This window comes from Micromonospora sp. NPDC049836, from assembly GCF_044465125.1.
Classification (GTDB): domain Bacteria; phylum Actinomycetota; class Actinomycetes; order Mycobacteriales; family Micromonosporaceae; genus Micromonospora.
In genome coordinates, this window is record NZ_JBITLH010000005.1 from 15,028 (window position 1) to 37,599 (window position 22,572).

Here is a 22,572-nt window from a genome sequence, read left to right on the forward strand (position 1 = left end):
GGTCGGGGAGGGCCCTCGGCGGGCCCTTCCTCAGCGGGGGGCGAGCAGGCCGCGGGGCCGGATCGAGCGGACCGGCTCGGCCGCCGCCCCCTCGGCCCGCAGGATGTGGTTGGCCGCCACGATCCCGGTCGCCGCCGACCGTTCCATCAGCGCGCTCGGGAACCCGGTGCGGATCCCGTCGCCGGCCAGGTAGAGGCGGTCGGCGTCGGTGCGCACCCCGGGCCGCTCGGCGTGACTGCCGGGGGCGAACGCGGGGGCCCGCGCCTCCACCCGGGCGCGCAGCTGCCGGACCCGCAGCCCGGCCGCCTCCGGCCACAGCTCGGTCAGCTCCAGCCGCATCCGCTCGGCCAGCTCCTCCGCCGGCACGTCCGGCTCGCAGGCGTACGCGTGCAACTCGACCACCGAGCCGCCGGTGCGGGCCGCCCAGCGGCGCGGCTCCGCCTCCAGCCGGTGGTAGAGCGTCACCGAGTCCAACGTGGCCTGCCGGGACACCCCGCTGAACACCGCCCGGTCCGGCCGGACGTCACCGTCCAGCCAGTACCGGGCCACCGCGTACGGCGGACCGGGGGTGCCGAACGCGGGCATCCGGGCCACCAGCCGGGGTGCCGCCGCGACCAGGCCCGGGGAGGCGGCGACCAGCGCGGCGAGCGCCGGCGGGTCGACGGCCAGCACCAGGTGCCCGGCGTCGTGGGCCGCCCCGTCGGCGGTGCGTACCCGCCATCCGCCCGGCGTCCGGTCCAGCCGGGTGGCGGCCGTGCCGGTGCGGACCTGGCCGCCGTGCCGCTCCAGGTGGCGGGTCAACGGCTGCCAGATCGCCGTCGCGTAGTCCTCGTCGGGGCAGTCGAAGGCCAGCCCTTCCGGGTTGCCCAGCAGGTAGAAGTGGAACTGCGCGATCATCTCGGCGGCCGACATCTCCGCCTCGTGGTTGAAGAACGAGTGGGAGAAGACCTCGAAGAGCATGGCCCGGGCCCGGTCCGGCAGCCGCAGCGAGGTGAGCAGGTCGTCGGCGGTCCGCCCGTCGAACTCGGCGTAGGTGCGCGCCGGGTGGTAGGTGAGCAGCGGCAGCGCGGCGTCCCGGTCCATCGACCGCAGGTCGGCCAGGCGCAGGCTCGGGCTGCGCAGCAGCAGCGCCAGCAGGTTCGCCGGGGGCGCGGGCGGCAGCCGGCCGAACTCCTCGGTCGGCCACCGCGCCGACAGGATCGGATAGCCGGGGACCGGCTTGAGGAACCCCAGCTCCGGGTCGACCCGGCGGAGGATGGACCGCCAGTTGTAGTACTGCCGGAAGAAGGCGTGGAAGCCGTGCTCGTTGTGCTGCGGGCCGTCCGGCAGCTCCTCCGGCCAGGCGCCGAGCCGGCCGCCCAGGGTGGGCGCCGACTCCAGCACGGTCACGTCGACCCCGCGCTCGGCCAGCACCACGGCCGCCGACATGCCGGCGATGCCGCCGCCCACCACCACCGCCCGCACCGGCCGGGGCACCCGGGGGGCGCCACCGCCGCCCGGGTCCACCACGTGTTCGCGTACGCCGATGAGGCGGCCGACCAGTTGCGACAGCGCCATCCGCACCTCCCCGGCCGATGAGCCCCCAGTCTGCCCGCTCACGCGTCCGGCGGCAGCAGACAGCGCCGCGCCCGGTCCGAGGCGGGCCAGACGTACTCCAGGTCGGGTGGGACGTCACCGAACCGGGGGCCGTAGTGCGCGGGGTCCTTGCGCAGCAGCGACGAGCGGTGGCTGCGGTGCAGGTCCTCCCGGCCCAGCCAGGGCGGCAACTCGCCGGCCTCGGCCAGCTCCGCCTGGGTCCGGACGACCGCCAGGCCGCAGGCGGTGGCGAGGTCCGTGGTCATGGTGGCCGCGCAGGTGTCCGCCCGGCCCGGCTCGCACCACACCGCACACATGTCCAGCCCGTACCGGGTCAGCGCCTCCTCGTAGCCGGCCCACATCTTCACCGCCGGGTGGTTGCGCCAGCCGTAGCCGGGCCGGGTCAGTCCGCGCAGCACCTGGATGGTCTCCACCCGCTGCTTGCCCAGCCGCTTCTGGTCCAGCGCCCGGGCGCTGGCCAGGAAGTCCGGATACGGCAGGAACGTCTGCATGGCGCTGCACTACCCGAACGCGTCGGCCCCATGCTTCATGATCGAGGGGCTGCGCGCACCGCGAGCGGCTGACTACGATCCGGGCATGGCCGAGCCCCTGCGCGACCGCGCTCGCCGCGCGACCGGGTGGCGGCTCCGGATGAACGGCGACTCCCGGCCGCACTTCGTGGTCTGCGGCTCCGACCCGCTCGCGTACTGGGTGGTCCGGTCGCTGCTGGCCACCGGGTCGTCCGCCGGGCGGATCCGGATCACCCTGGTGGTGCCGGAGCGCCGCCGCTCGGAAGGGCCGGACGGCCGGGACATCGAGGGCATCCAGGTGGTGCGCGCCGACCGGCTCGACGAGGCCACGTTCCGCCGGGCCGGGCTGGCCGACGCGGACGGGCTGGCCCTGCTGCACCAGGACGACGTGGGCAACATGCACGCCGCGCTCTGCGCCCAGGAGGTCGAGCCCCGGCTGCGCCTGGTGGTCCGCATGTTCAACACCAGCCTCGCCAACGGCCTGCGGCAGATCTTCCCCGACTCGGCGGTCCTCTCCGACGCCTCGATGGCCGCCCCGGCGTTCGTCGCCGCCGCGCTCGGCGAACTGGCCCCCACCCACTTCCGGCACGCCGGCCGCACCCTCTACGTGGCCCGCCGGGCCGACGTACGCCCGCAGGACGTGCTCTGCGGGCTGGCCGTCACCGGCGACCCGGAGCTGATCCGGGTGCTGCCCGCCGACGAGGCCTCCGCCGACGTGGTGCTGGCCGAGGCGACCGGGCAGCCGCCCGGCACCGAGTTGGCCGCCCGCCGGCTGGTCCGGGCCCGCCGCCGCCGGGAGCCGGTGGTGGCGCTGCTGCGGGCGATCCGCAGCTTCGCCACCCGCAAGATCGGCGTGGCGGTGCTGGTGCTGCTCGCGGTGATCGCCGTGCTGGGCTGGCTGAACGGCCGGGCGGCCCACGTGAGCTGGTCCGACGCGCTCTACCTCACCCTGGTCACCACGTTGAGCGGGCAGGATCCGGATCTCGGCAAGCCGGTCGCCGCCCAGATCATGCAGGTGGTGCTCAACCTCGCCGGGCTGGCCCTGATCCCGCTGATCACCGCGGCGGTGGTCGACGGCATCGTGAACGCCCGGCTCGCCCTGCACGCCGGCCAGGTGCCCGACCGGTCCGGGCACGTGGTGGTGGTCGGGCTCGGCAACATCGGCACCCGGGTGATGGCCCAGCTGCACGACTTCGGGGTCGAGGTGGTGGCCATCGACAAGAATCCCGACGCGCGCGGTGCGGCGCTCGCGCACCGGCTCGGCGTACCGCTGATCGTCGGGGACGCCGGGCTGGAGGAGACCCTGCGGGCCGCCTCGGTGGACACCTGCCAGGCGCTGGTGGTGGTCTCCACCGACGACGGCACCAACCTGCGCGCCGCCCTGAACGCCCGCGGCCTCGACCCCGACCTGCGGGTGGTGCTGCGGCTCTTTGACGGCGACTTCGCCCGGCGGATCCAGGAGGCGTTCGGCGTCGGCCTGTCGCACAGCGTGTCGTACCTCGCCGCGCCCGCGTTCGCGGTGGCGCTGCTGGACCGGGCGGTGATCGCCACCATCCCGGTCGACCGGCACGCGCTGCTGGTCACCGAGGTGCCGGTGGTCGCCGACTCCCCGCTGGACGGCCGGCCGGTGGCCGCGGTGGCCCGCCCCGGTGAGGTGCGCGTGCTCGCGCACACCCGGGCCGGGCAGCGGACCGACTGGACCGTGGACCCGCGGATGGTGATCCAGGCCGGGGACCGGCTGACCGTGGTGGCCCGCCGGGCCGGGCTCAGCGCCCTGCTCCGGGAGACCAGCGCGGCACCGGGTGAGCCGGCCGGCCCGCCGGTGCCCCGCCAGCCGGCGGAGTGAAGCAGCACGCTACGGGTGCGCGGTGAACGGGTGGTCCCAGCGGCGTAGCCGGCCCGGCAACGGCAGGTCGTCCCAGGGTGCCCGGCGCAGCAGCCGGTCCAGCAGCAGCCCGAGCAGCAGCCCGGCGACCGAGTCGGTCAGCCAGTGCCAGCCCAGGTAGGTGGTGGTGCAGAGGACCACCAGCGGCGGCACCACCCGGACCACGGTGACCAGCCGGGGCGGGACGGTCCGGCCGAAGGTGCGCAGCAGCGGGGCGAGCAGCAGCGCGAGCACGCCGTACCAGACGATGGCGTTGGCCACGTGCCCGGACGGGTACGACTGGGCGAAGCGCACCGGCAGCCCGTCCTGGAACAGCGGCAGCGTCTGCTCGGGCGGCAGGAACGGCTCCTTGACGCTGGCGCTCGGTGCCGGCCGGGCCGTCCACACCTTGAGCGGCCCGATGGTCAGGTACGTCAGCACCTCGGCGAGGACCGGCGGCAGCAGCGGGCGGACCGAGCGGAGCCGGACCGCCAGCAGCACCCCGAGCCCGAGGGCGATGAGGGCCAGCGGGGTGCCCTGGCCCAGGTAGTTGAAGATCATCGCGATCCATCGGGCGGCCGTCGGCCGGTGGTCGGCGGCCCAGTCGGCGACCGCCCGGTCCAGGCCGAAGAGGTGCCCGCCGGCGAGCGCCACGGTGAGCGCGACGAGGGCGGCGAGCAGCAGCCCGTCGTACCACCAGCCGGCCGGGCGGACGGGCCGGAGCCGCAGCTTCTCGCGTACCCCCGTGGTCTCCCGCACGCGACCACGCTACCGGCCGCGGGCGGCGGCGGACCGGCGCGGGCGGCGGCCGCTGTGTGCCGCCCCACGAAGGGAGGCGCTGCGGCGGGGTCAGCGGTCAAACTTGTCGGCGTGCGGATCACCTCGGCCCTCGTCGACCCGGCGCTGCTCGACCTTCCCTGGTCGACCCCGCTGGAGGAGTGGCCTGCCCAGCATCTGGTCGCGTTGCCGCAGGGCATCTCGCGGCACATCGTGCGTTTCGTCCGGCTCGGCGACTACGTGTACGCGGTCAAGGAGACCGGCGAGCGGGTCGCCGAGCGGGAGTACGACCTGCTCCGGGCGCTGGAGCGGATCGACTTCCCGTCCGTCGAGGCGGTGGCGATCGTGGCCGACCGGCAGACCGACGACGGCGAGCCGCTGGATCCGGTGCTGATCACCCGGCACCTGCAGTTCTCGTTGCCGTACCGGGCGCTCTTCTCCCGGACGCTGCGGCCGGAGACCATGAACCGGCTGCTCGACGCGCTCGCCGTGCTGCTGGTGCGGATGCACCTGACCGGGTTCTTCTGGGGCGACTGCTCGCTGTCCAACACCCTGTTCCGGCGCGACGCGGGCGCCTTCGCCGCCTACCTGGTGGACGCGGAGACCGGGGCGTTGCACCACGCGCTCTCCAACGGCCAGCGCGGCGAGGACCTGGAGATCGCCCGGGTCAACATCTTCGGTGAGGCGTTGGACCTGCAGGCCGCCGGGCTGCTGCACGAGTCGATCGACCCGGAGGTGGTCTGCGAGGAGGTCGTGCAGCGGTACGAGCGGCTCTGGCACGAGATCACCTACGAGCAGCAGATCGAGCGGGCGGCCCGGCACGACATCGAGGGCCGGATCCGCCGCCTCAACGAGCTGGGCTTCGACGTCGCCGAGGTGGCCATGTCGACGGCCGACAACGGCCGGTACCTGGTCCGGCCCAAGGTGGTCGACGCCGGCTACCACACCCGCCGGCTGCTCCGCCTCACCGGCCTGGACGCCGAGGAGAACCAGGCCCGCAAGCTCCTCAACGACCTCGACGCGTACCGGGTGGAGAGCGACCTGATCGACGAGCAGCAGGCCGCGCACCGCTGGCTGACCGAGGTGTTCGAGCCGGTGGTCCGGGCGGTGCCGGAGCACCTGCGGCGCAAGCTGGAGCCGCAGGAGCTGTTCGCCCAGATCATCGAGCACAAGTGGCTGCTCTCCGAGCGGGCCGGCCGGGACGTCGGCATGCGCCACGCGGTGCACTCGTACCTGTCGGACGTGCTGGTGCACCGCCCCGACGAGCAGGCCGTCCTCGGCGTCGAGGTGCCCACCGCCGGCTGACCCGCCGCCGCACCGGCCTCTCCGCCGGCGGATCTCCCGGTTCTGCCGCACGCCGGGCCCGGACCTGCGGTGTCGGCCGGCAGCTCACTCCACCCAGCTGCCCCCGCGCATCACCCGCACCACGTTGAGGTCGTCGTCGAGCATCACGAGGTCGGCCCGTAGGCCGGTCTGGAGTGCCCCGAGCCGGTCGCCCAGTCCGATCGCCCGGGCCGGGGTGGTGGCGACCATCCGGGCGGCGTCGGGCAGCGCGAGGCCGGCGGCGACGGCGTGCCGCAGGGCGGCGTCCATGGTCAGCGTGCTGCCGGCGATCGCGCCGTCCCGGCCCAGCCGGGCCACCCCGTCGGCCACCGTGACGGCCTGGCCGCCCAGCTCGTACTCGCCGTCGGGCATGCCGGCGGCGGCCATCGCGTCGGTGATCAGGGCGGCGCGCTCCGGGCCGGCCACCGAGCTGGCGAAGCCGAGCATCCCGTCGTGCAGGTGCACCCCGTCGGCGACCAGCTCGCAGACCACGTTGGGGGCGTCGAGCAGGGCGACCACCGGCCCCGGCTCGCGGTGGTGCACCGGGCGCATCCCGTTGAACAGGTGGGTGCCCACGCTCGCCCCGGCGGCCACCGCGGCCCGGGTCTGCTCCCAGGTGGCGTCGGTGTGCCCGACCGCCGCGACCACGCCCCGCGCGACGAGCAGCTTGATCGCCTCCAGCGCGCCGTCCCGCTCCGGAGCCAGGGTGACCATCCGGACCGCCCCGCCGCCCAGCTCGATCAGCTCGGCCAGCTCGTCGGTGGACGGGTCGCGGAGGAACTCCGGGTTCTGCGCGCCGCAGCGGTCCGCCGACAGGTACGGGCCCTCGAAGTGGACGCCGGCCAGCACTCCGGCCTCGACCAGCGGCCGGAACGCCACGGTGGCGTCCCGCATCAGCGCGAACGGCGAGCTGACCAGGCTGGCCAGCAGCGTGGTGGTGCCGTGGCGCAGGTGGAAGGCCGCCGCCGCCCGGGCCGAGTCGGCGTCCCCGGTGGTGAAGGTGTGCCCGCCGCCGCCGTGGGTGTGCATGTCCACGAAGCCCGGCAGGATCCAGTGCCCGTCGCGCACCGACGGGTACTCCGCGACGGCCCGGATCCGGTCCCCGACGACCTCCACGCAGCCCTGCCGGATCACGCCGGACGGGGTCACCACCTTGCCGGTCACGCGCAGGGTCATCGGCTCTCCTTCTTCAGGGTGTCCAGGGCGAGCAGGGCGGCGCCGAGGCAGCCGGCCTCGTCGCCGAGGGCCGCCGCGACCAGCCGCGGCTCCCGGTGGAAGGTCAGTCGTTCGCGCAGCGCCACGCGGAGCGGGTCGAGCAGCCGGTCGCCGGCCTGGGCGAGCCCGCCGCCGAGCACCACGGTCTGCACGTCGAAGAGTGCCTGCCCGGTGGCGAGGCCGTCGGCGAGCGCCTCGATCGCGTCCCGCCAGACGCGGCCGGCCAGCGCCTCGCCGGCCGCGGCCCGGCCGGCCACGTCGGCCGCGGTGGCCGGGGTCCCGGCCAGCTCCGCGTACCGGCGGCCGATCGCGGCGGCCGACGCGAGCGCCTCCAGGCAGCCGGGGCGGCCGCAGCCGCAGCGCGGGCCGTCGGGGCGGACCAGGATGTGGCCGATCTCCCCGGCCGCGCCGTGCGCGCCGGTGGCGGCCGACCCGTCGACCACGTGGGCGGCCGCGATGCCGGTGCCGATCGCCACGAAGAGCACGTGGTCGGCGTCCCGCCCGGCGCCGAGCCGGGCCTCCGCGAGGCCGCCCACCCGCACGTCGTGGCCGAGCGCCGTGGGCAGGCCGAGCCGCGTCCGGGCCAGCTCCCGCAGGGGTACGTCCCGGAAGCCGACGTTCGCCGACCAGACCGCCACCCCGTGCGCCTCGTCGACCACTCCGGGTACGGCGATCCCGCAGGCCACCGGCGTCAGCCCGTCGGCGCGCGCCTTGCCGGCCAGTCCCTCGGCCACGTCGAGGACGGTGTCGACCACGGCCGCCGGGCCGCGACCCGCCCCGGTGGCGTGCCGCTCGGTGTGCACCGTCGCGCCGTCGGGGCGGACCAGGGCGCACTTCATCCCGGTGCCGCCCACGTCCAGTGCGACGACGACCTCGCCGCCCGAGCTCACTGTGCTTCCTGTGTTCGCGACCGCGGGGCTCGCAACCCCGGCTCACTCCTCGCGCTCACGCCAGCACCACGGAGCGGGTCAGGTGCCGGGGCGCGTCCGGGTCGAGGCCGCGGCTGGTGGCCAGCGCGACGGCGAACCGCTGGGCGAGGATCAGGTCGGCCATCGGGTCGACCGGCGTACGCCCGGCCGCCCAACTGGTCAGCACCGTGTGGCAGCCGTGCGTGCGGCTGTGCAGGAAGGTGGCGCCGGTGGCGTCGACGTCCTCCGGCAGGCCGTCGGGGATCCCGCCGAACGCCCACACCAGCCGGTTGGGCGCGGCCACCGAGATCGGGCCGTGCCGGTAGTCCATGGCCGGGTACGCCTCGGCCCAGAAGGTGGCCGCCTCCCGGCACTTCAGCGCGGCCTCCTGGGCCAGCCCGACGGTCCAGCCGCGGCCGAGGAAGGTGACCTGTTCGACGGTGGCCGGGTCGACCGGCAGCGGGGCCCGGACGGCGACCTCGGCGTCGGCGGCCAGCCGGCCCAGGTCCTCGCCGAGGTGGGCGCGGAGCAGCGCGAGCGCGGTGGTGGCGAAGCGGGTCTGCACGACCGACCGCTCGTCGGCGAAGGGCATGGTCACCGCGGCGTCGGCCAACTCGACGGCGGGGGAGCCGGGGTCGCCGACCAGGACCGTGGTGGGCACCCGGCCGCGCAGCGCGCCGAGCAGGTCCAGCACCTCGGTGGTGGTGCCGGAGCGGGTGATCGCGATGAGCCGGTCGTAGCGGCGGCCGGTGGGGTACTCGCTGGCCTGGAAGGCGTCGGTCTCGCCCTGCCCGGCCGCCTCGCGCAGCCCGGCGTACGCCATCGCCATGAACCACGACGTGCCGCACCCGACGACGGCGACCCGCTCGCCGGGCCGGGGCAGGCGGTCGGCGACGGTCGGGGCGAGCCGGGCCGCCTCCCGCCAGCAGTCGGGCTGGCTCGCGATCTCCGCGTGCACGTACGCCATGACAACTCCTCGACCAGGGGAGACCTTGCGCAATACGGCGCGATACGGCCGCCTTTCGCGCGCCATTCTGCGCGAAGCCGGGCGGCCGTGGCAACCGGCTCCCAGATCGCGCAGGTCAGGGTTTTGCGCCCTGGTAGTTTCGCGCACTACTGTGCACGCAATCAATCACCGTTCGTGCAGAGTCAGTGGAGGCCCCCGCGGTGGACCGGTACGCCCGATGGAACGCGCTGCTCGAGATGCTGACCGACAGTGGCCGGGTCAGCGTCGAAGAGGCGGCCGCGCGCCTGGACGTCTCCCAGGCGACCATCCGGCGTGACTTCGACCAGCTCGCGCAGCAGCAGATGATCACACGCACCCGGGGCGGTGCGGTGGCCAACGGCGTCTCGTACGACCTGCCGCTGCGCTACAAGACCGCGAAGCACTCGGCGGAGAAGCAGCGGATCGGGGCGGCCGCCGCCGCGCTGGTCTCCCCGGGCACCGTGGTCGGCCTCAACGGCGGCACCACCAGCACGGAGGTGGCGCGGGCCCTGGCCGTCCGGCCGGACCTGAACACCAGCGCCGAGGGCGCCCAGCTCACCGTGGTCACGAACGCGCTGAACATCGCCAACGAGCTGCTGGTCCGCTCGCGGATGAAGGTGGTGGTGGCCGGCGGCGTGGTGCGGCCCAAGTCGTTCGAGCTGGTCGGCCCGCTCGGCGGGGCGCTGCTGCGCGAGGTGACCCTGGACGTCGCCCTGCTCGGCGTGGACGCGATCGACCCGCAGCTCGGCGCCGCCGCCCATCACGAGGGCGAGGCGGCGATGAACAGCCTCATGGTGGCGCGGGCGAAGCGGGTGGTGGTCATCGCCGACTCGTCGAAGCTGGGCGGTCACGCGTTCGCCCGGATCTGCCCGGTGGACCGGGTCGAGACGCTGGTGACCGACTCGGGGGCGTCCCCGGTGGTGGTGCAGGCGTTCCGGGACGCCGGCGTGCACGTCATCTGCGCCTGAGCGGCGACCCGCGGCGCGTCCGCCACGAATCAGGGAAAACCCCGATGCATACCAGGTATTGTCAGCGCCTGCATACCGCGTATGGTGTCCGCTGTCGCCTACATATCGGGGGAGGTCAGCTTGACGGCTGTCCTGGAGATCGAGGGTCTCCGTAAGACGTACCGGAGCCGGAGACGCGGGACCCGTCACGCGCTCGACGGCTTTGACATGCGGGTCGAGGCCGGCCAGGTGCACGGGTTCCTCGGACCGAACGGCTCGGGCAAGACCACGACGCTGCGGACGCTGCTCGGCCTGATCCGGCCGAACGGTGGCCGGATGGCGATCCTGGGCCACGAGCTGCCGCACTCGCTGCCCGCGGTCGCCGGCCAGATCGGCGCCATCGTGGAGAGTCCGCAGTTCTTCCCGCACTTCTCCGCCCGGGACACGCTGGCCCTGCTCGCCTCCGCCGGCGAGCTGCCCCGGCAGCGGGTCGACGAGGTGCTGGAACTGGTCGGGCTCCGCGAACGGGCCGGCGAGCGGGTGAAGACCTACTCGCTCGGCATGAAGCAGCGCCTGGCGGTCGCCTCCGCGCTGTTGAAGGACCCGAAGCTGCTGATCCTGGACGAGCCGGCCAACGGCCTCGACCCGGGTGGCATCCGGGAGATGCGCACGCTGATGCGCGACCTGGCCGCCGGCGGGATGACCGTGGTGCTCTCCAGCCACATCCTCGGCGAGATCCAGCTCATCTGCGACTCGGTCACCATCATCTCGCTGGGCCGGCGGGTCGCGTACGGGCCGGTCGACGAGGTGCTCGCCGCCCACTCGCAGGGCGCGGTCCGGGTCCGGCTGGAGGCGGTCACCGACCTGCCGCAGGCCGCCGACGCGCTGTCCGGGGCCGGGGTGCGGGTCACCGCCACCGAACCGGACCACCTGATGCTGGCCGGCGTCGACAAGCCGGCCACGGTCACCCGCCTGCTCGCCGAACGGGGCCTGTACGTCAGCGAGCTGGCCCCGGTCGCGGTCGACCTGGAGAGCGTCTTCCTGGAGCTGACCGCCACCGCGCCGGTCCCCGGCCAGCACCGGCAGGTCGACCAGTCCATGAAGGTCGGTGAGCCGGGCGCCGGCAGCACCGCGGGAGGTTGGGGCGCATGAGCCTGTTCGTCACCGAGTTGCGCCGGCTGGCCAAGCGCCGGCTCACCCGGCTGCTGCTGGTCCTGCTGGTGCTCGGCCTGGCCGGGGTGGCCACCGCGTTCAGCTTCTCCAGCCACAAGCTGTCGCCCGAGGTGGTGGCGGCGGCCAAGGCCGAGTCCGACGCCCAGTACCACCGGTCCCTGGCGGCCTGGCAGAACGCCGTCACGGAGTGCGAGGCCGCCGAGGCCCGCGGTGAGGAGACCGAGGACCGCTTCGGGCCGAACTGTGCCCGGGACTTCCAGCCGCAGCCGGAGATGTTCGACCCGAAGTGGAACCTGCCGTACCAGTTCGACTTCCGGGCCGAGTTCTCCACCTTCATCGCCGTCTTCGCCGGGGCGATGGCGCTCTTCGCGTTCATCGTCGGGGCCTCCTTCGTGGGGGCCGAGTGGAGCACCGGCGGCATGATGAACCTGCTGCTCTGGCGCCCGAAACGGCTCGCCGTGCTGGGCACCAAGCTGGCCGCCGTGCTGACCACCGTGCTCGGGGTCACCGTGCTGCTCGGCGCGCTCTGGACGGCGGCGTTCTGGCTGATCGGCACCGTCTCCGGCACCACCGCGAAGATGACCCCGGGCGTCTGGCGGTCGTTCGGGCTGGACGGCGTGCGCGCGGTCGGGCTCGTCCTGGCGTTCGCCGCGGTGGCGTTCGCGCTCGCCTCGCTGGGCCGGCACACCGCGATGGCGCTGGGCGCCGCGGTGGCCGTCTTCGCGATCAGCGAGGTCGGCATCCGCATCGCGATGGGCGTGCTGGGGGTGCCGTTCGGCGACCGGTACGTGCTGTCCACGTACGCCCAGTCCTGGTTCATGAAACAGGTGAAGCTCTTCGACTATGACGCCTGCCAGTTCGCCAAGGGCGAGTGCCATCCGGGCGAGCTGCTGGTCACCTGGCAGGACTCCGCCCTGGTGTTCGGCCTCGGGACCGCGGTCGTGCTGGTCGCCGCGTTCTGGGCGATGCGCCGGCGGGACATCACCTGACCCGGGACGCCCCGGTCCGCGCCGCCGCCGGCGGCGCGGACCGCGCGTCCGATGCGGCCGGTGGGGACCCTGGTTAGGCTGGGATCCCCCCGGCCGGTCGCCGCCGCGCCGGTCGCCCACCCTCCGGAGGAGCGCCATGCCCGCCGACGCCTCCCCGGCCGCCACGGACCGGCCCGAGCCGTCCGGCTCCGCCGCCGTCACCCGCCGGGACGCCGGCGCCACGGTCCCCCCACCCCGCTCCGCACCCGCCGTAGAGGCCACCCCCGACGTCGAGGCCACCCCCGACGTCGAGGCGGATGCCGCACCGGCCCCTGCGGCCGCCCCGGACGCCGCGACCACCGACCCGGCCGCCGCCGCGCCCGTCGGTTCGGTGGGCGCCGGCCGCGCGGACCGCGCCGCGGCCCCGGCCGCCGCGGGGGAACTGACCGAGCGGGAACGGCGGATCCTCGCCTTCGAGCAGCAGTGGTGGAAGCACGCCGGCGCCAAGGAACAGGCGATCCGGGACACCTTCGGGCTCTCCGCGACCCGGTACTACCAGCTGCTCAACGGGCTGCTCGACCACCCGGCCGCGCTGGCCGCCGAGCCGGTGCTGATCGGCCGGCTGCGCCGGCTGCGCTCGTCCCGGGCCCGCAGCCGGCGCCGCTGACCGCGCGGTCCCGCCACGGAAGGATCCACTGCGGGAGTGCGCTGCGGCATGGGCCACGCCGGGCCGGGTAGGCGGCGGGCGGCGACGGAGGGAGCAGACCGATGGGGGCACCAGATCGCCGGTACCCGACCGGGAGTGTGCCGGCGCGGCCGGTCGGGACAGCGCCGATGATGCGGGTGCGTTCCGCGTCCGACCCGGCGCCCGGGCGGCTGGAGAACGAGGACCTGGTCTTCCGCTTCGGGCCGCTGGTCGGGGTCCTCGACGGCGCCACCGTGCCGGAGGGCTTCGAGACCGGCTGCGTGCACGGTCCGTCCTGGTACGTCCGGCACCTGGCCGCCCGGATCGGCCTGGCCGTCGCGGCCCGGCCGGCGGCGACCCTGATGAGCAGCCTGGCGGCGGCGATCCTGGCGGTCCGCGCGGACCACGGCGACGCGTGCGACCTCGACCATCCGGGCACCCCGTCCTCCACGGTCTGCCTGCTGCGGGAGGGCGGTGACCAGGTCGACTACCTGGTGCTCTGCGACAGCCCGCTGGTGCTGGACACCGGCGACCAGGTCAGCGTGGTCTCCGACGACCGGCTGGACGCCGCCGTGGCGGAGCTGCGTCGCGCCGCCGACGCGCTGCCCGACGACGTCGACCCGATGACCCGGTTCCGCCGCGCGGTGACCGGGCAGCGGTCCCGGATGAACCGCACCCACGGCTACTGGGCCGCCGCCAGCGACCCGGACGCGGCGTACCACGCGGTGACCGGGACACTGCCGCTGCGCGGGGCCGGCGCGCTGCGGCGGGCCGCGCTGCTCAGCGACGGCGCGTCCTGCGCGGTCGAGCAGTTCGGCCTCTTCGACTGGGCGGGGCTGCTGGAGGTGACCGCCGTGGAGGGGCCGGAAGGGCTGATCGCCCGGGTCCGGGCGGCCGAACGGGACCACGCCGATCGGCTGCGCCGGCACAAGCGGACCGACGACGCCTCGGTGGTCCTGTGCGAATTTCCGTGAGCACCCTCACGCAAGTACGGCCGGTCGGCTGACAACGCAGCGTGAGGCGGAACACCCCGGGGGTACGACCGGACGGCACCCTCGGCCGGACCGGCAGTCCCCGCCCAAAGCGGTGGACTGGAGCCGGTTCGACGGGCAGACTGCGGCTCGTGACGGGTGCGGTACGGCTGGAGCCGGTGGACGAGCGCAACCTGGAGCCGTTGCTCTCCGTAGCGGCTGCCGAGGCCGATCCGGAGGACGTCATGCCCCCCGTGCAGGCGCCGGCCGGCTGGTCGCTGGCCCGTCGGGACGCGTTCCGCGAGTTTCACCGGGCCAGCTTCGGCGGCCTCGACGGCCCCACCCGCACCCAGATGTACGCCATCGTCGCCGGCGGCGAGGTGGTCGGCATGGTGCGGATGACCCGCCGGGACGAGCCGGGCACGGTGGAGACGGGCATGTGGCTGGGGCGCTCGGCGCGGGGCCAGGGCCTCGGCGCGGCGGCCCTGCGCGAGCTGCTGCACGTGGCGGCGGCGGCCGGAATGCACACCGTCGTGGCGGAGACGACGCCGGACAACACCGGAGCTGTTTCGGTGCTGAAAAAATGCGGCGCGGAATTGCGTGAAAAGGACGGCAAGCTGCACGCGGAAATGTGCCTGGATTCGACGCTTCCGGCCCACTGAAGCCGACTGATTGTCTTCGGGCAATTATCTACCGTCCCTGCTCGGGGCGGCGTGCCTGACCGGTTTGTAGTGCTTTGTTCTCAGGTTGACGCGCCTTCCGAATAGCGTCGCAAACCCTGCCGGGTCTGGCGCGAGAAATGTTTTGTGCTGCCCAGCCCGGGTACTGCCCGCCGGGTCCGCTGATACGGGGACGCCGGTCGCAGGCCCATTTCCGCTGATCCCCGGTAGCTGTTTTCCCGGGTCTGCACCACGAGTGGTGTCCGCTTCCGCCGGGGAGCGAAGGAGTACCGAATGAAGAGCGGAGCACGGGTAGCGCTGGCGGTGGGCTTCGGCTACCTCCTGGGCCGCCGCAAGAAGATGCGTACCGCGCTGACCCTGGCCGCCGCGGTGGCGGCCGGACGGGCCAGCCAGCAGCCGGGCGGGCTGAAGAAGGTCGCCACCGACCTGATCGGGGCGAACCCGCAACTGGGAAATCTGAGCAAGCTGGGCGTACCGCTCGCCACCGCCGGCCGGGCCGCCGCGAGCGCCGCCGCCGGCAACGGCATCGACGTGCTGAGCGGGAAGCTGCGGGACGGCGCCGACGCGCTGCGCCGCCGGTCGTCCGGCGGCACCGGCACGCAACCGGCGTCCGACGAGCGGTCGGCCCCGGACGAGGAGCCGGACCTTGAGGACCAGCCCGCGGCCCGGGACGACGGCGGCCGGGACGACGGCGGCCGGGACGACGGCGGCCGGGACGACGGCGGCCGGCGCGAGGCTCCGGTCGCCCGCCGCGCCCAGCGGGGGCGGTGACCATGGCTACCGACAACCTCGCCGGAAGGGCCCGCGACCAGCTCGGTGGCGAGCTGCGCAACCTCGCCGCCGCGATCGGTGAGCGGGCGGTGCAGGTGGTGACCGAACGGGTCACCGGCGCCACCGGCCGGCTCAGCGACTACGCGAAGCAGGGTGGCGGACCCGGTCTGGTCGCCGCCGCCACCGGCGCACAGAAGCTCGCCGAGGGCCACTCCCCGATGAAGGCCATGTTCCATGCCGGCGTGGCCGGCGGTAAGGAGAAGGTGATGGCGGCGTTCGGCGGCGGCGGGCGGGGCAAGGGCGGCGGCGGCAAGAAGCTCAAGGTCACCAACATCGTCGAGACGATCGAGGTCGGCGTGCCGGTACGGGTCGCCTACAACCAGTGGACGACCTTCGGTGACTTCCCCAGCTTCATGAAGAAGGTGGAGCAGGCCGACTGCGACTCCGACGAGAAGATGACCTGGAAGGCGCAGGTCTTCTGGTCGCACCGGAGCTGGGAGTCGACCATCGTCCGGCAGATCCCGGACCGCCTGATCCACTGGCGGTCCAAGGGCGAGAAGGGCTCGGTGGACGGCACCGTCAGCTTCCACGAGGTCGGCCCGGACCTCACCAAGATCCTGGTGGTGCTCGAGTACCACCCGCAGGGCCTGTTCGAGCACACCGGCAACCTGTGGCGGGCCCAGGGCCGCCGGGTGCGGCTGGAGTTGAAGCACTTCGTCCGGCACGTGATGACCCAGACCGTGCTCGACCCGGACTCCGTCGAGGGCTGGCGCGGTGAGATCGAGGACTCCCAGGTGGTCAAGGATCACGAGACCGCGCTGCGCGAGGAGCGGGCGGCGCGCGAACGGCCCGCCCAGGGCCGCCGCCCCGAGGAGGAGCCGGAAGAGTTCGAGGAGGAGCTGGCCGAGGAGCGCCGGCCCGCCGAGCGCGCCCGCCGGCGCCCGCCGCAGCGCCGCCGTCCCCCGCAGGACGAGGAGTACGAGGCGTACGACGAGGGCGAGGACTTCGACGACGACGAGTACGCCGAGCAGCCCGAGGAGGAGGAGCCGCCGCCCCGCCGGCAGCCCGAGCGGCCCCGCCGCCCGCAGCGCGCGGCCCGGGAGCCCCGCGAACCGCGCGAACCGCGCGAGGAGCGCCCGCGCCCGGTGCGGCGTACCGCGGAACCCCCGCGACGGCCGGTGGTCCGCCGCCGGCGAGAGGAGGGTGAGGAATGACCGCGGCGACGACGACGGGCCAGCCCGGCAGCGCGCTGGAACGCACCGGCGGCGGTGGCGAGGGCGCCCTCGCCGACGTCGTGGAGACCGTGCTGGACAAGGGCGTGGTGATCGACGCGCAGGTGTCGGTGGGCGTGGTCGGCATCCAGCTCCTGGAGATCGACGCCCGGATCGTGGTCGCCAGCCTCGAGACGTACCTGCGGTTCGCCGAGACCGTCGACCGGCTGAGCATCACGCCGAAGGACCAGAAGGGACTGCCGGACCTGGTCGGCGACACGGCCGCCGCGGTCGGCAAGGGCCAGGCGATCTCCGGGCTGGGCAAGGCGGCCCAGGAGATCAGCGGCGCGGTGGCCGACTCGATCCGCGACCGTGGCGCCGAGCGGGACCGGCAACGGCCGCGCCGGCGGCGGGACGGGGAGCGCTGAGATGGCGCCGCGGAACGGCCTGTTCATCTACGGCATCGTGCCGTCCGACGTGGAGCCGACCCCCGACGCCGAAGGGGTCGGCTCCCCGCCCGGCGAGGTGATCGCGATCCGGCACGGCGAGCTGGCCGCGCTGGCCAGCGCGGTCGGGCTGGAGGAGCCGCTCGGCCGGCCGGCCGACCTGACCGCGTACGAGCGGTTGCTGGACGGGACGGCGGCGGTCGCGCCGGTGCTACCCGTCCGGTTCGGCACGGTGGTGACCGGCGAGGACGCGGTCGAGGACCTGCTCGCCGCGCACCACGACCGGTTCGCCGCCGCCCTCGACGAGTTCGCCGACCGGCTCCAGTACACCGTGCACGGGCGCTTCGACGAGCAGGAGTTCATCGGCGGCTTCCTGGCGGAGAACGCCTCGGCCGCCGCCCTCGCCGACGAGGTGCGCGGCCGGCCGGAGGCGGAGAGCCGGGAGCAGCGCATCCGGCTCGGCGAGATGATCAGCCAGGCGGTGGAGCTGCGGCGGGAGGCGGAGAACCGCGACCTGGTCGACGCGGTCGGCCGGGCGGCGGTGGCCGGGGCACCCCTGCCGCCCAGCCACGAGCTGGACGCGGTACGGGTCGCCTTCCTGGTGGCCGAGGAGGACGAGGACGAGTTCGTCCGGGCCGTCGAGGACTTCGCCGAGCAGCGGCGGGACCTGATCCGGATGCGGCTGATCGGCCCGCTCGCCCCGTACGACTTCGTCAGCGCGCACCAACTGGCGGAGTGAGCCGTGGACCTCCTCTGGGCGCTGCTGACCCTGCCGTACGCCCCGGTGCGCGGACTGACCGCCGCGGTCAAGGTGATCGCCCGGGAGGCGGAGTCGCAGCAGCACAACCCGGTCAACGTCCGGCGTGAGCTGGAGGAGCTGGACCGGGCGGCGGCGGCCGGCGAGCTCCCGCCCGAGGAACGGGACCGGCGGCAGCAGCAGGTGCTGGACCGCCTGACCGGGCCGGCCGCCGGAGGCGGCGGCAGCCCGCCCCGGCGGGCGGCCGGCCCCCGCCGGCCGGCGCCCGCCCGGCGGGGCACCGGCGGCCGGGACGGCGGGGCGCGTCGCGGACGAGGGGGAGGACCATGACGGCACGGATCCGGGGCGACGGCGACCGCGAGCGATGGCGCGACCGGGGCGGCCGGCCCGAGGAGCGCTACCTCGACGAGGGCGACGAGGAGGCGGTCAGCGCCGCCGAGGCGGCCCGGGAAGGGCTGCGCCGGATCGTCGAACTGACCGGCAGGGACCCGCTCGGGGTCACCTCGATCCAACCCACCGACGACGGCTGGCGGATCGGGGTGGACGTGGTCGAGCACCACCGGATCCCGTCGTCGACCGACCTGCTCGGCCTCTACGAGGTGGAGCTGGACATGACCGGCAGCCTGCTCGGGTACCGGCGGACCCGCCGCTACCAGCGGGGCAAGGAGGACTGAGATGACGCTGGGTCCGACGCCTCCGGTGGTGCAGAACTCCGGCCAGGTGCTGCCGGCCGGGCACGAGCCGGCGAACCTGGGCGACATCCTCGAACGGGTGCTCGACCGGGGCATCGTCATCGCCGGCGACATCCGGGTCAGCCTGCTCGACATCGAGCTGCTGACGTTGAAGCTGCGCCTGGTCATCGCCTCCGTGGACACCGCGCGGCAGATCGGCATCGACTGGTGGGAGCACGACCCGTGGCTCAGCTCGCGGGCCCGCCCACCGGTCGAGCCCGGGCCGCGCGATCCGGAGGAGGTCGAGGCGTCCCGGCGGCCCCGGGTCGCCGCCCGCGCCGCGAGGGAGGAGTGGGATGAGTACGACGGCTGAGCCGGCCCCGACCGGCAACGGGGTCTGGCTGCACGGGGTGACCGCGGAGGTCGTCCCCGCCACGCTGGCCGGCCTCGCCGGCATCGCCGGCACGCCGGCCCGGGCGGTGCCCGCCGCCGGCCTGGTGGCCGTGGTCAGCGACGCGCCGCTGGCCGAGTACGGCGAGGAGGCGCTGCGCCGCAACCTGGAGGACCTGGGCTGGCTGGAGCGGGCCGCCCGGGCGCACCACGCGGTGGTGGACGCGCTGGCCCGGTCCGGCACGGTGGTGCCGGCCCGGCTCGCCACCGTGCACCGCGACGACGACCGGGTGACCCGGGTGCTGCGGGAACGGCGGGACGAACTGGCCGGCACGCTGGCCCGGCTCACCGGCCGCGAGGAGTGGGGCGTCAAGGGGTACCTGGTGCCCGGCGCGACGCCCCGCGCCGAGGAACGGGTCGGCGGGGGCGGATCCGGGGCGGCGTACCTGCGGCGGCGCAAGGCCCAGCTCACCGCCCGGGAGGAGGGGCAGCGGCTCGCCGCCGACGCGGCCGCCGCCGTGCACGCCGCCCTCGCCGGGTACGCGGCCGCCGCCCGCCGGCACGCCCCGCAGGACCGGCGGCTGTCCGGCGCGCCGACCGCCATGGTGCTCAACGGCGCGTACCTGGTCGACCGGGACCGGCTGGACGGCTTCGCCGTGCTGGTCCGGGAGCTGACCGGGCGGCACCCGGAGCTGCGGCTGGAGCCGACCGGCCCGTGGCCGCCGTACTCCTTCGTGGCGGAACCGGAGGCGGAGCCGGCATGGGCGTGACCTCGCTGGCGCCGAGCAGCGCCGACGACCCGCTGGCCTACCGGCCGGTGGCCCTGGTCGACCTGCTCGACCGGGTGCTCGCCACCGGCGTCGTGATCACCGGGGACATCACCCTGGCCATCGCCGACGTCGACCTGGTCCGGATCTCGTTGCGCGCGCTGGTCGCGTCGGTCGGCGCGCTGGCGCCACCGCCTTTGGCGGTCCAGCCGTGAGCGGCCGGGACGAGGCGGCCGAGCTGGCCGCCGCGCTGGGCGAACCGCGGTGGCAGGCCCCCCGGGTACGGCCGCTGGAGCGCCGGCTCGCGGTCGACCGGGACTCCGTCGAGCGCGGCTTGGCCAGCCTGGTGCTCACCGTGGTGGAGCTGCTGCGGCAGCTGATGGAACGGCAGGCGCTGCGCCGGGTCGACCTCGGCGACCTCACCGACGACCAGGTCGAGCGGATCGGGGCCACGCTGATGGCGCTGGAGGAGCAGATGACCCAGCTCCGGGAGTACTTCGGCCTCGCCCCCGAGGACCTCAACCTGGATCTCGGCCCGCTGGGGCCGCTGCTGCCGACCGACTGACCCGGGCGACCGCGTGCGGTGCCGCCCCGCGCCGGCCCGCTCAGCGGGCCGCCCGCTGCTGCGCGTACGCGGCCAGGTGGGCGAGCTGGCCGGGATCGAGGGAGGGGCGGACTCGGGTCCGGGCGCTCTGCACGTGCGCGGCGGTGACCGTGGCGGCGGCCAACGACTCGCGCATCGCGGCGAGCGCCGCCTCCCGGATCAGCGCGGCGCAGTCGGCGGCGGAGAAGCCGTCCAGCTCGGCGCCGAGGGCGGCCAGGTCCACGTCGGGGGCGAGCGGGACGTTCCGGGCGGCGGACCGGAGGATCTCCGCGCGGGCCGGGCCGTCCGGCGGCGGCACGTACACCAGGCGTTCCAGCCGGCCCGGGCGGAGCAGTGCCGGGTCCACCAGGTCCGGCCGGTTCGTCGCGCCGACCACCACCACGTTGCGCAGCGCCTCCACCCCGTCCAGCTCGGTGAGCAGGGCGGCGACCACCCGGTCGGTGGTGCCCCCGTCGCTGGACTGGCCGCGCACCGGGGCGAGCGCGTCCACCTCGTCCAGGAAGACCAGCGTGGGGGCGGCCTCGCGGGCCCGGCGGAACAGCTCACGGACCGCCCGCTCGCTCTCGCCCACCCACTTGGACAGCAGCTCGGCGCCCTTCACCGACAGCACGTTCGCCCGCCCCGAGCCGGCCAGCGCGGTGACCAGGTAGGTCTTGCCGCAGCCGGGTGGACCGTAGAGCAGCACCCCGCGCGGCGGCGTCACGCCGAGCCGGGCGAAGGTGTCCGGATAGGTCAGCGGCCAGAGCACCGACTCGGTCAACGTCTCCTTGACCTCGTGCAGCCCGCCGACGTCGTCCAGGGTCACCGAGGCCAGCTCCAGGGTGGAGGCCGCCATCGTGGTGGGCCGGACCACCTCCAGCGCGGCGGTGAAGTCGGCCATCGCCACCGTGGGCGTCTCGGCCGCCTTCTGCCGCAGCGCCGCGCGCACCCCGGCCTCCCGGACCAGCGCGGCCAGGTCGGCGGCCACGAACCCGGGGGTACGCCCGGCCACCTCGTCCAGCCGCACGTCCGGGTCGAGCGGGACCTGGCGGGTGAGCACGGTGAGCTGCTCCCGGCGCAGCGCCGCGTCCGGCAGCGGGACGGTGATCCGCAGCGCGAGCAGTTCCGGGCCGCGCAGCGCGGGATCCACCGCCTCGGGCCGGCCGGTGGTGCCGACCACGGCCACCCCGGCCCGCACGGTCTCGGCGACGACCTGCCGGAACACGGTGGCCACCGGGCCCGGCTCGGCGGCGGGGGCCAGCGCCTCCACGTCGGTGACCAGCAGGATGGCGGGCGCCCCGGCGCGTACCGCCGCGGCGGCCTCGCGCAGCCGGCGGGCCGCCGCGTCGTTGCTCAGCGCGGCCAGCTCCGGCGCCCAGAGCGGGCAGACCCGGGCGCCGACCCGGGCGGCGACCGCCCGGACCAGCGCCGACTTGCCCGAGCCGGCCGGCCCGCTGAGCAGCACACCCAGGGAAACCGTGGTGCCGAGCCGGTCCAGCACCTCCCGGTGGTGGAAGCCCAGGTCGAGCAGTTCGGTCAGCTCCTCGGCCTGCGGGCGCAGGCCGGGCAGCTCGTCGATGTCGGGCGCGTCCGCCGGCTCCACCAACCCGACGGCGGCCGGCTCCGGCCCGGCCCGGCCGGCGTCGGCGTCCGCCCCGGTCCGGCCGCCGGTCGCGGCGGGCTCGGCCGGGCGGGTCGCGCCCGGACCGGACCCCGGCCCCGCACCGGTCGGCCGGTCGCCCGCGCGCGGCCCGGTCGGGTCCGACCCGCCCGGGCCGGATCCCCGGGTGGCCAAGCCGTGCTCCCAGCCGACCACGGTGTCCATGGTGACCAGCGCACCGGCCGCCGGCTCGGCGGCGACCACGGTGAGCAGGGTGCTGGTCCAGGCGTACCCGACGGTGTTGGCGAGGCTGCGCCGGGCGGCCTCGACCAGGCCGCGCACGGCGGCGTCGGGCAGCACGTCCTGAGGCAGCAGCGAGACGTCGTCGCCGGCGGTGACCACCTTGCCGAGCAGGGCGAGCCGGAGCATCTCGGGGGAGACCGCGGCGACGACCCCGACCGGTCCGCTCAGGGTGACCCGCCGGGCCGGGGTGACCGGCAGCGGGCTCACCGTCACCTGGCCGCCGTCCCGGAGCCCGAGGTTGCCCAGCAGCAGGTCGTCGGCGTAGAGCAGGACGCTGCTCGCGGTCGGCTCGGCCGGCGCCACGATGCCGGCGGTGACCCGCCGCCCGGCCAGCCGCACCGGGTCGCCGGGGCGCAGCGCCAGCGCGGTGAGCACCTCGGGGTGCAGGCGGACGACGCCGCGCCGGGCGTCGAGCGCCGCCGGCCGCAGGCTCGCGGTCAGGGTCAGGTCCGGTTCCGCCACCCGCCCGACA

The 22,572-nt window shown here is 75.3% G+C and carries 23 protein-coding genes and 2 pseudogenes; 18 read left to right on the forward strand and 7 right to left on the reverse strand.

All coding sequences use genetic code 11. The features are described from left to right. Window positions 1-30: 30 nt before the first annotated feature. Together ACIBPB_RS14655 and ACIBPB_RS14660 are read right to left on the reverse strand one after the other, a co-directional pair. Window positions 31-1,557: an FAD-dependent oxidoreductase gene (locus tag ACIBPB_RS14655; RefSeq protein ID WP_396840122.1), complete on the reverse strand. Its 1,527-nt coding sequence runs from the start codon at window positions 1,555-1,557 to the stop codon at window positions 31-33. Window positions 1,558-1,595: 38 nt separating this feature from the next. Further along, window positions 1,596-2,087: an MSMEG_6728 family protein gene (locus tag ACIBPB_RS14660; RefSeq protein ID WP_396840123.1), complete on the reverse strand. Its 492-nt coding sequence runs from the start codon at window positions 2,085-2,087 to the stop codon at window positions 1,596-1,598. 85 nt (window positions 2,088-2,172) lie between these two features. Here ACIBPB_RS14660 and ACIBPB_RS14665 point away from each other — a divergent pair, with 85 nt between their 5' ends. Beyond that, entirely contained in the window at window positions 2,173-3,951 is a 1,779-nt protein-coding gene (locus ACIBPB_RS14665; RefSeq protein WP_396840124.1) for an NAD-binding protein, read from the forward strand. 9 nt (window positions 3,952-3,960) lie between these two features. On the opposite strand, the gene ACIBPB_RS14670 is transcribed toward ACIBPB_RS14665, so the two are convergent. Next, on the reverse strand, window positions 3,961-4,698 hold the full coding sequence (locus ACIBPB_RS14670) for a phosphatase PAP2 family protein (RefSeq protein ID WP_396840582.1): 738 nt from the start codon (window positions 4,696-4,698) through the stop codon (window positions 3,961-3,963). A 141-nt stretch (window positions 4,699-4,839) separates the two neighbouring features. On the opposite strand from ACIBPB_RS14670, the gene ACIBPB_RS14675 reads away from it, so the two are divergent. Then, window positions 4,840-6,051: a DUF4032 domain-containing protein gene (locus ACIBPB_RS14675; protein ID WP_396840125.1), complete on the forward strand. Its 1,212-nt coding sequence runs from the start codon at window positions 4,840-4,842 to the stop codon at window positions 6,049-6,051. Window positions 6,052-6,135: 84 nt separating this feature from the next. On the opposite strand, the gene nagA is transcribed toward ACIBPB_RS14675, so the two are convergent. The 3 genes from nagA to ACIBPB_RS14690 are packed head-to-tail and all read right to left on the reverse strand — an operon-like array spanning window position 6,136 to window position 9,159. Then, on the reverse strand, window positions 6,136-7,245 hold the full coding sequence (gene nagA, locus ACIBPB_RS14680) for an N-acetylglucosamine-6-phosphate deacetylase (protein ID WP_396840126.1): 1,110 nt from the start codon (window positions 7,243-7,245) through the stop codon (window positions 6,136-6,138). Continuing rightward, on the reverse strand, window positions 7,242-8,174 hold the full coding sequence (locus ACIBPB_RS14685; protein ID WP_396840127.1) for an ROK family protein: 933 nt from the start codon (window positions 8,172-8,174) through the stop codon (window positions 7,242-7,244). The genes nagA and ACIBPB_RS14685 overlap by 4 nt, the downstream gene beginning before the upstream one ends. Before the next feature lie 55 nt (window positions 8,175-8,229). Next, a complete protein-coding gene (locus ACIBPB_RS14690) occupies window positions 8,230-9,159 on the reverse strand; it encodes an SIS domain-containing protein (protein ID WP_396840128.1) in 930 nt (309 codons plus the stop codon). A 200-nt stretch (window positions 9,160-9,359) separates the two neighbouring features. Here ACIBPB_RS14690 and ACIBPB_RS14695 point away from each other — a divergent pair, with 200 nt between their 5' ends. The 16 genes and pseudogenes from ACIBPB_RS14695 (at window position 9,360) to ACIBPB_RS14770 (ending at window position 20,179) form a co-directional block, all read left to right on the forward strand. After that, window positions 9,360-10,145, forward strand: a complete 786-nt coding sequence (locus ACIBPB_RS14695; protein WP_357325480.1) for a DeoR/GlpR family DNA-binding transcription regulator — start codon at window positions 9,360-9,362, stop codon at window positions 10,143-10,145. Window positions 10,146-10,265: 120 nt separating this feature from the next. Next, window positions 10,266-11,276: an ABC transporter ATP-binding protein gene (locus ACIBPB_RS14700; RefSeq protein ID WP_396840130.1), complete on the forward strand. Its 1,011-nt coding sequence runs from the start codon at window positions 10,266-10,268 to the stop codon at window positions 11,274-11,276. Further along, complete coding sequence (locus ACIBPB_RS14705; RefSeq protein WP_396840131.1) at window positions 11,273-12,286, forward strand: ABC transporter permease subunit; 1,014 nt, start codon at window positions 11,273-11,275, stop codon at window positions 12,284-12,286. Before ACIBPB_RS14700 ends, ACIBPB_RS14705 begins: the two co-directional genes overlap by 4 nt. Before the next feature lie 136 nt (window positions 12,287-12,422). Continuing rightward, window positions 12,423-12,932 carry a DUF3263 domain-containing protein gene (locus ACIBPB_RS14710; protein ID WP_396840132.1) on the forward strand — a complete coding sequence of 170 codons (510 nt, stop codon included), beginning with the start codon at window positions 12,423-12,425 and terminating at the stop codon, window positions 12,930-12,932. 170 nt (window positions 12,933-13,102) lie between these two features. Next, window positions 13,103-13,924: a hypothetical protein gene (locus ACIBPB_RS14715; RefSeq protein ID WP_396840583.1), complete on the forward strand. Its 822-nt coding sequence runs from the start codon at window positions 13,103-13,105 to the stop codon at window positions 13,922-13,924. A gap of 149 nt (window positions 13,925-14,073) precedes the next feature. Further along, complete coding sequence (locus tag ACIBPB_RS14720) at window positions 14,074-14,583, forward strand: GNAT family N-acetyltransferase (protein ID WP_396840133.1); 510 nt, start codon at window positions 14,074-14,076, stop codon at window positions 14,581-14,583. Window positions 14,584-14,874: 291 nt separating this feature from the next. After that, a complete protein-coding gene (locus ACIBPB_RS14725; RefSeq protein ID WP_396840134.1) occupies window positions 14,875-15,372 on the forward strand; it encodes a hypothetical protein in 498 nt (165 codons plus the stop codon). A gap of 2 nt (window positions 15,373-15,374) precedes the next feature. After that, the gene (locus tag ACIBPB_RS14730) at window positions 15,375-16,586 is read left to right on the forward strand and encodes an SRPBCC family protein (RefSeq protein ID WP_396840135.1); all 1,212 of its coding nucleotides are present in this window, start codon (window positions 15,375-15,377) and stop codon (window positions 16,584-16,586) included. Beyond that, a pseudogene (gene gvpJ / locus ACIBPB_RS14735) lies at window positions 16,583-16,804 on the forward strand (gas vesicle protein GvpJ); the annotation flags it as partial. The gene ACIBPB_RS14730 and the pseudogene gvpJ (ACIBPB_RS14735), both read left to right, overlap by 4 nt. Before the next feature lie 208 nt (window positions 16,805-17,012). Then, on the forward strand, window positions 17,013-17,768 hold the full coding sequence (locus ACIBPB_RS14740; protein WP_396840136.1) for a GvpL/GvpF family gas vesicle protein: 756 nt from the start codon (window positions 17,013-17,015) through the stop codon (window positions 17,766-17,768). A 3-nt stretch (window positions 17,769-17,771) separates the two neighbouring features. Continuing rightward, on the forward strand, window positions 17,772-18,116 hold the full coding sequence (locus ACIBPB_RS14745) for a gas vesicle protein GvpG (RefSeq protein WP_396840137.1): 345 nt from the start codon (window positions 17,772-17,774) through the stop codon (window positions 18,114-18,116). Then, window positions 18,113-18,460: a gas vesicle protein gene (locus tag ACIBPB_RS14750; RefSeq protein WP_396840138.1), complete on the forward strand. Its 348-nt coding sequence runs from the start codon at window positions 18,113-18,115 to the stop codon at window positions 18,458-18,460. The genes ACIBPB_RS14745 and ACIBPB_RS14750 overlap by 4 nt, the downstream gene beginning before the upstream one ends. A gap of 1 nt (window position 18,461) precedes the next feature. Continuing rightward, window positions 18,462-18,662 (forward strand): annotated as a pseudogene (gvpJ, locus tag ACIBPB_RS14755) (gas vesicle protein GvpJ); the annotation flags it as partial. 151 nt (window positions 18,663-18,813) lie between these two features. After that, the gene (locus tag ACIBPB_RS14760; RefSeq protein WP_396840139.1) at window positions 18,814-19,617 is read left to right on the forward strand and encodes a GvpL/GvpF family gas vesicle protein; all 804 of its coding nucleotides are present in this window, start codon (window positions 18,814-18,816) and stop codon (window positions 19,615-19,617) included. Then, a complete protein-coding gene (locus tag ACIBPB_RS14765; protein ID WP_357325380.1) occupies window positions 19,608-19,829 on the forward strand; it encodes a gas vesicle protein in 222 nt (73 codons plus the stop codon). Before ACIBPB_RS14760 ends, ACIBPB_RS14765 begins: the two co-directional genes overlap by 10 nt. Continuing rightward, a complete protein-coding gene (locus ACIBPB_RS14770; RefSeq protein ID WP_396840140.1) occupies window positions 19,826-20,179 on the forward strand; it encodes a gas vesicle protein K in 354 nt (117 codons plus the stop codon). The genes ACIBPB_RS14765 and ACIBPB_RS14770 overlap by 4 nt, the downstream gene beginning before the upstream one ends. Window positions 20,180-20,219: 40 nt before the next feature. Here the strand turns inward: ACIBPB_RS14770 and ACIBPB_RS14775 are convergent, their stop codons facing one another. Beyond that, window positions 20,220-22,562: an AAA family ATPase gene (locus ACIBPB_RS14775; RefSeq protein WP_396840141.1), complete on the reverse strand. Its 2,343-nt coding sequence runs from the start codon at window positions 22,560-22,562 to the stop codon at window positions 20,220-20,222. Window positions 22,563-22,572 lie beyond the last annotated feature (10 nt).

What these genes read in the sequence shown, in the direction of transcription:
- ACIBPB_RS14660 (WP_396840123.1), bottom strand. Translation starts at nt 2,087, where the DNA reads ATGCAGACGTTCCTGCCGTATCCGGACTTCCTGGCCAGCGCCCGGGCG.
- ACIBPB_RS14710 (WP_396840132.1), top strand. Translation starts at nt 12,423, where the DNA reads ATGCCCGCCGACGCCTCCCCGGCCGCCACGGACCGGCCCGAGCCGTCC.
- ACIBPB_RS14740 (WP_396840136.1), top strand. Translation starts at nt 17,013, where the DNA reads ATGGCGCCGCGGAACGGCCTGTTCATCTACGGCATCGTGCCGTCCGAC.
- ACIBPB_RS14705 (WP_396840131.1), top strand. Translation starts at nt 11,273, where the DNA reads ATGAGCCTGTTCGTCACCGAGTTGCGCCGGCTGGCCAAGCGCCGGCTC.
- ACIBPB_RS14760 (WP_396840139.1), top strand. Translation starts at nt 18,814, where the DNA reads ATGAGTACGACGGCTGAGCCGGCCCCGACCGGCAACGGGGTCTGGCTG.
- ACIBPB_RS14715 (WP_396840583.1), top strand. Translation starts at nt 13,103, where the DNA reads ATGCGGGTGCGTTCCGCGTCCGACCCGGCGCCCGGGCGGCTGGAGAAC.
- nagA (WP_396840126.1), bottom strand. Translation starts at nt 7,245, where the DNA reads ATGACCCTGCGCGTGACCGGCAAGGTGGTGACCCCGTCCGGCGTGATC.
- ACIBPB_RS14765 (WP_357325380.1), top strand. Translation starts at nt 19,608, where the DNA reads ATGGGCGTGACCTCGCTGGCGCCGAGCAGCGCCGACGACCCGCTGGCC.
- ACIBPB_RS14750 (WP_396840138.1), top strand. Translation starts at nt 18,113, where the DNA reads ATGACGGCACGGATCCGGGGCGACGGCGACCGCGAGCGATGGCGCGAC.
- ACIBPB_RS14665 (WP_396840124.1), top strand. Translation starts at nt 2,173, where the DNA reads ATGGCCGAGCCCCTGCGCGACCGCGCTCGCCGCGCGACCGGGTGGCGG.
- ACIBPB_RS14725 (WP_396840134.1), top strand. Translation starts at nt 14,875, where the DNA reads ATGAAGAGCGGAGCACGGGTAGCGCTGGCGGTGGGCTTCGGCTACCTC.
- ACIBPB_RS14730 (WP_396840135.1), top strand. Translation starts at nt 15,375, where the DNA reads ATGGCTACCGACAACCTCGCCGGAAGGGCCCGCGACCAGCTCGGTGGC.
- ACIBPB_RS14690 (WP_396840128.1), bottom strand. Translation starts at nt 9,159, where the DNA reads ATGGCGTACGTGCACGCGGAGATCGCGAGCCAGCCCGACTGCTGGCGG.
- ACIBPB_RS14655 (WP_396840122.1), bottom strand. Translation starts at nt 1,557, where the DNA reads ATGGCGCTGTCGCAACTGGTCGGCCGCCTCATCGGCGTACGCGAACAC.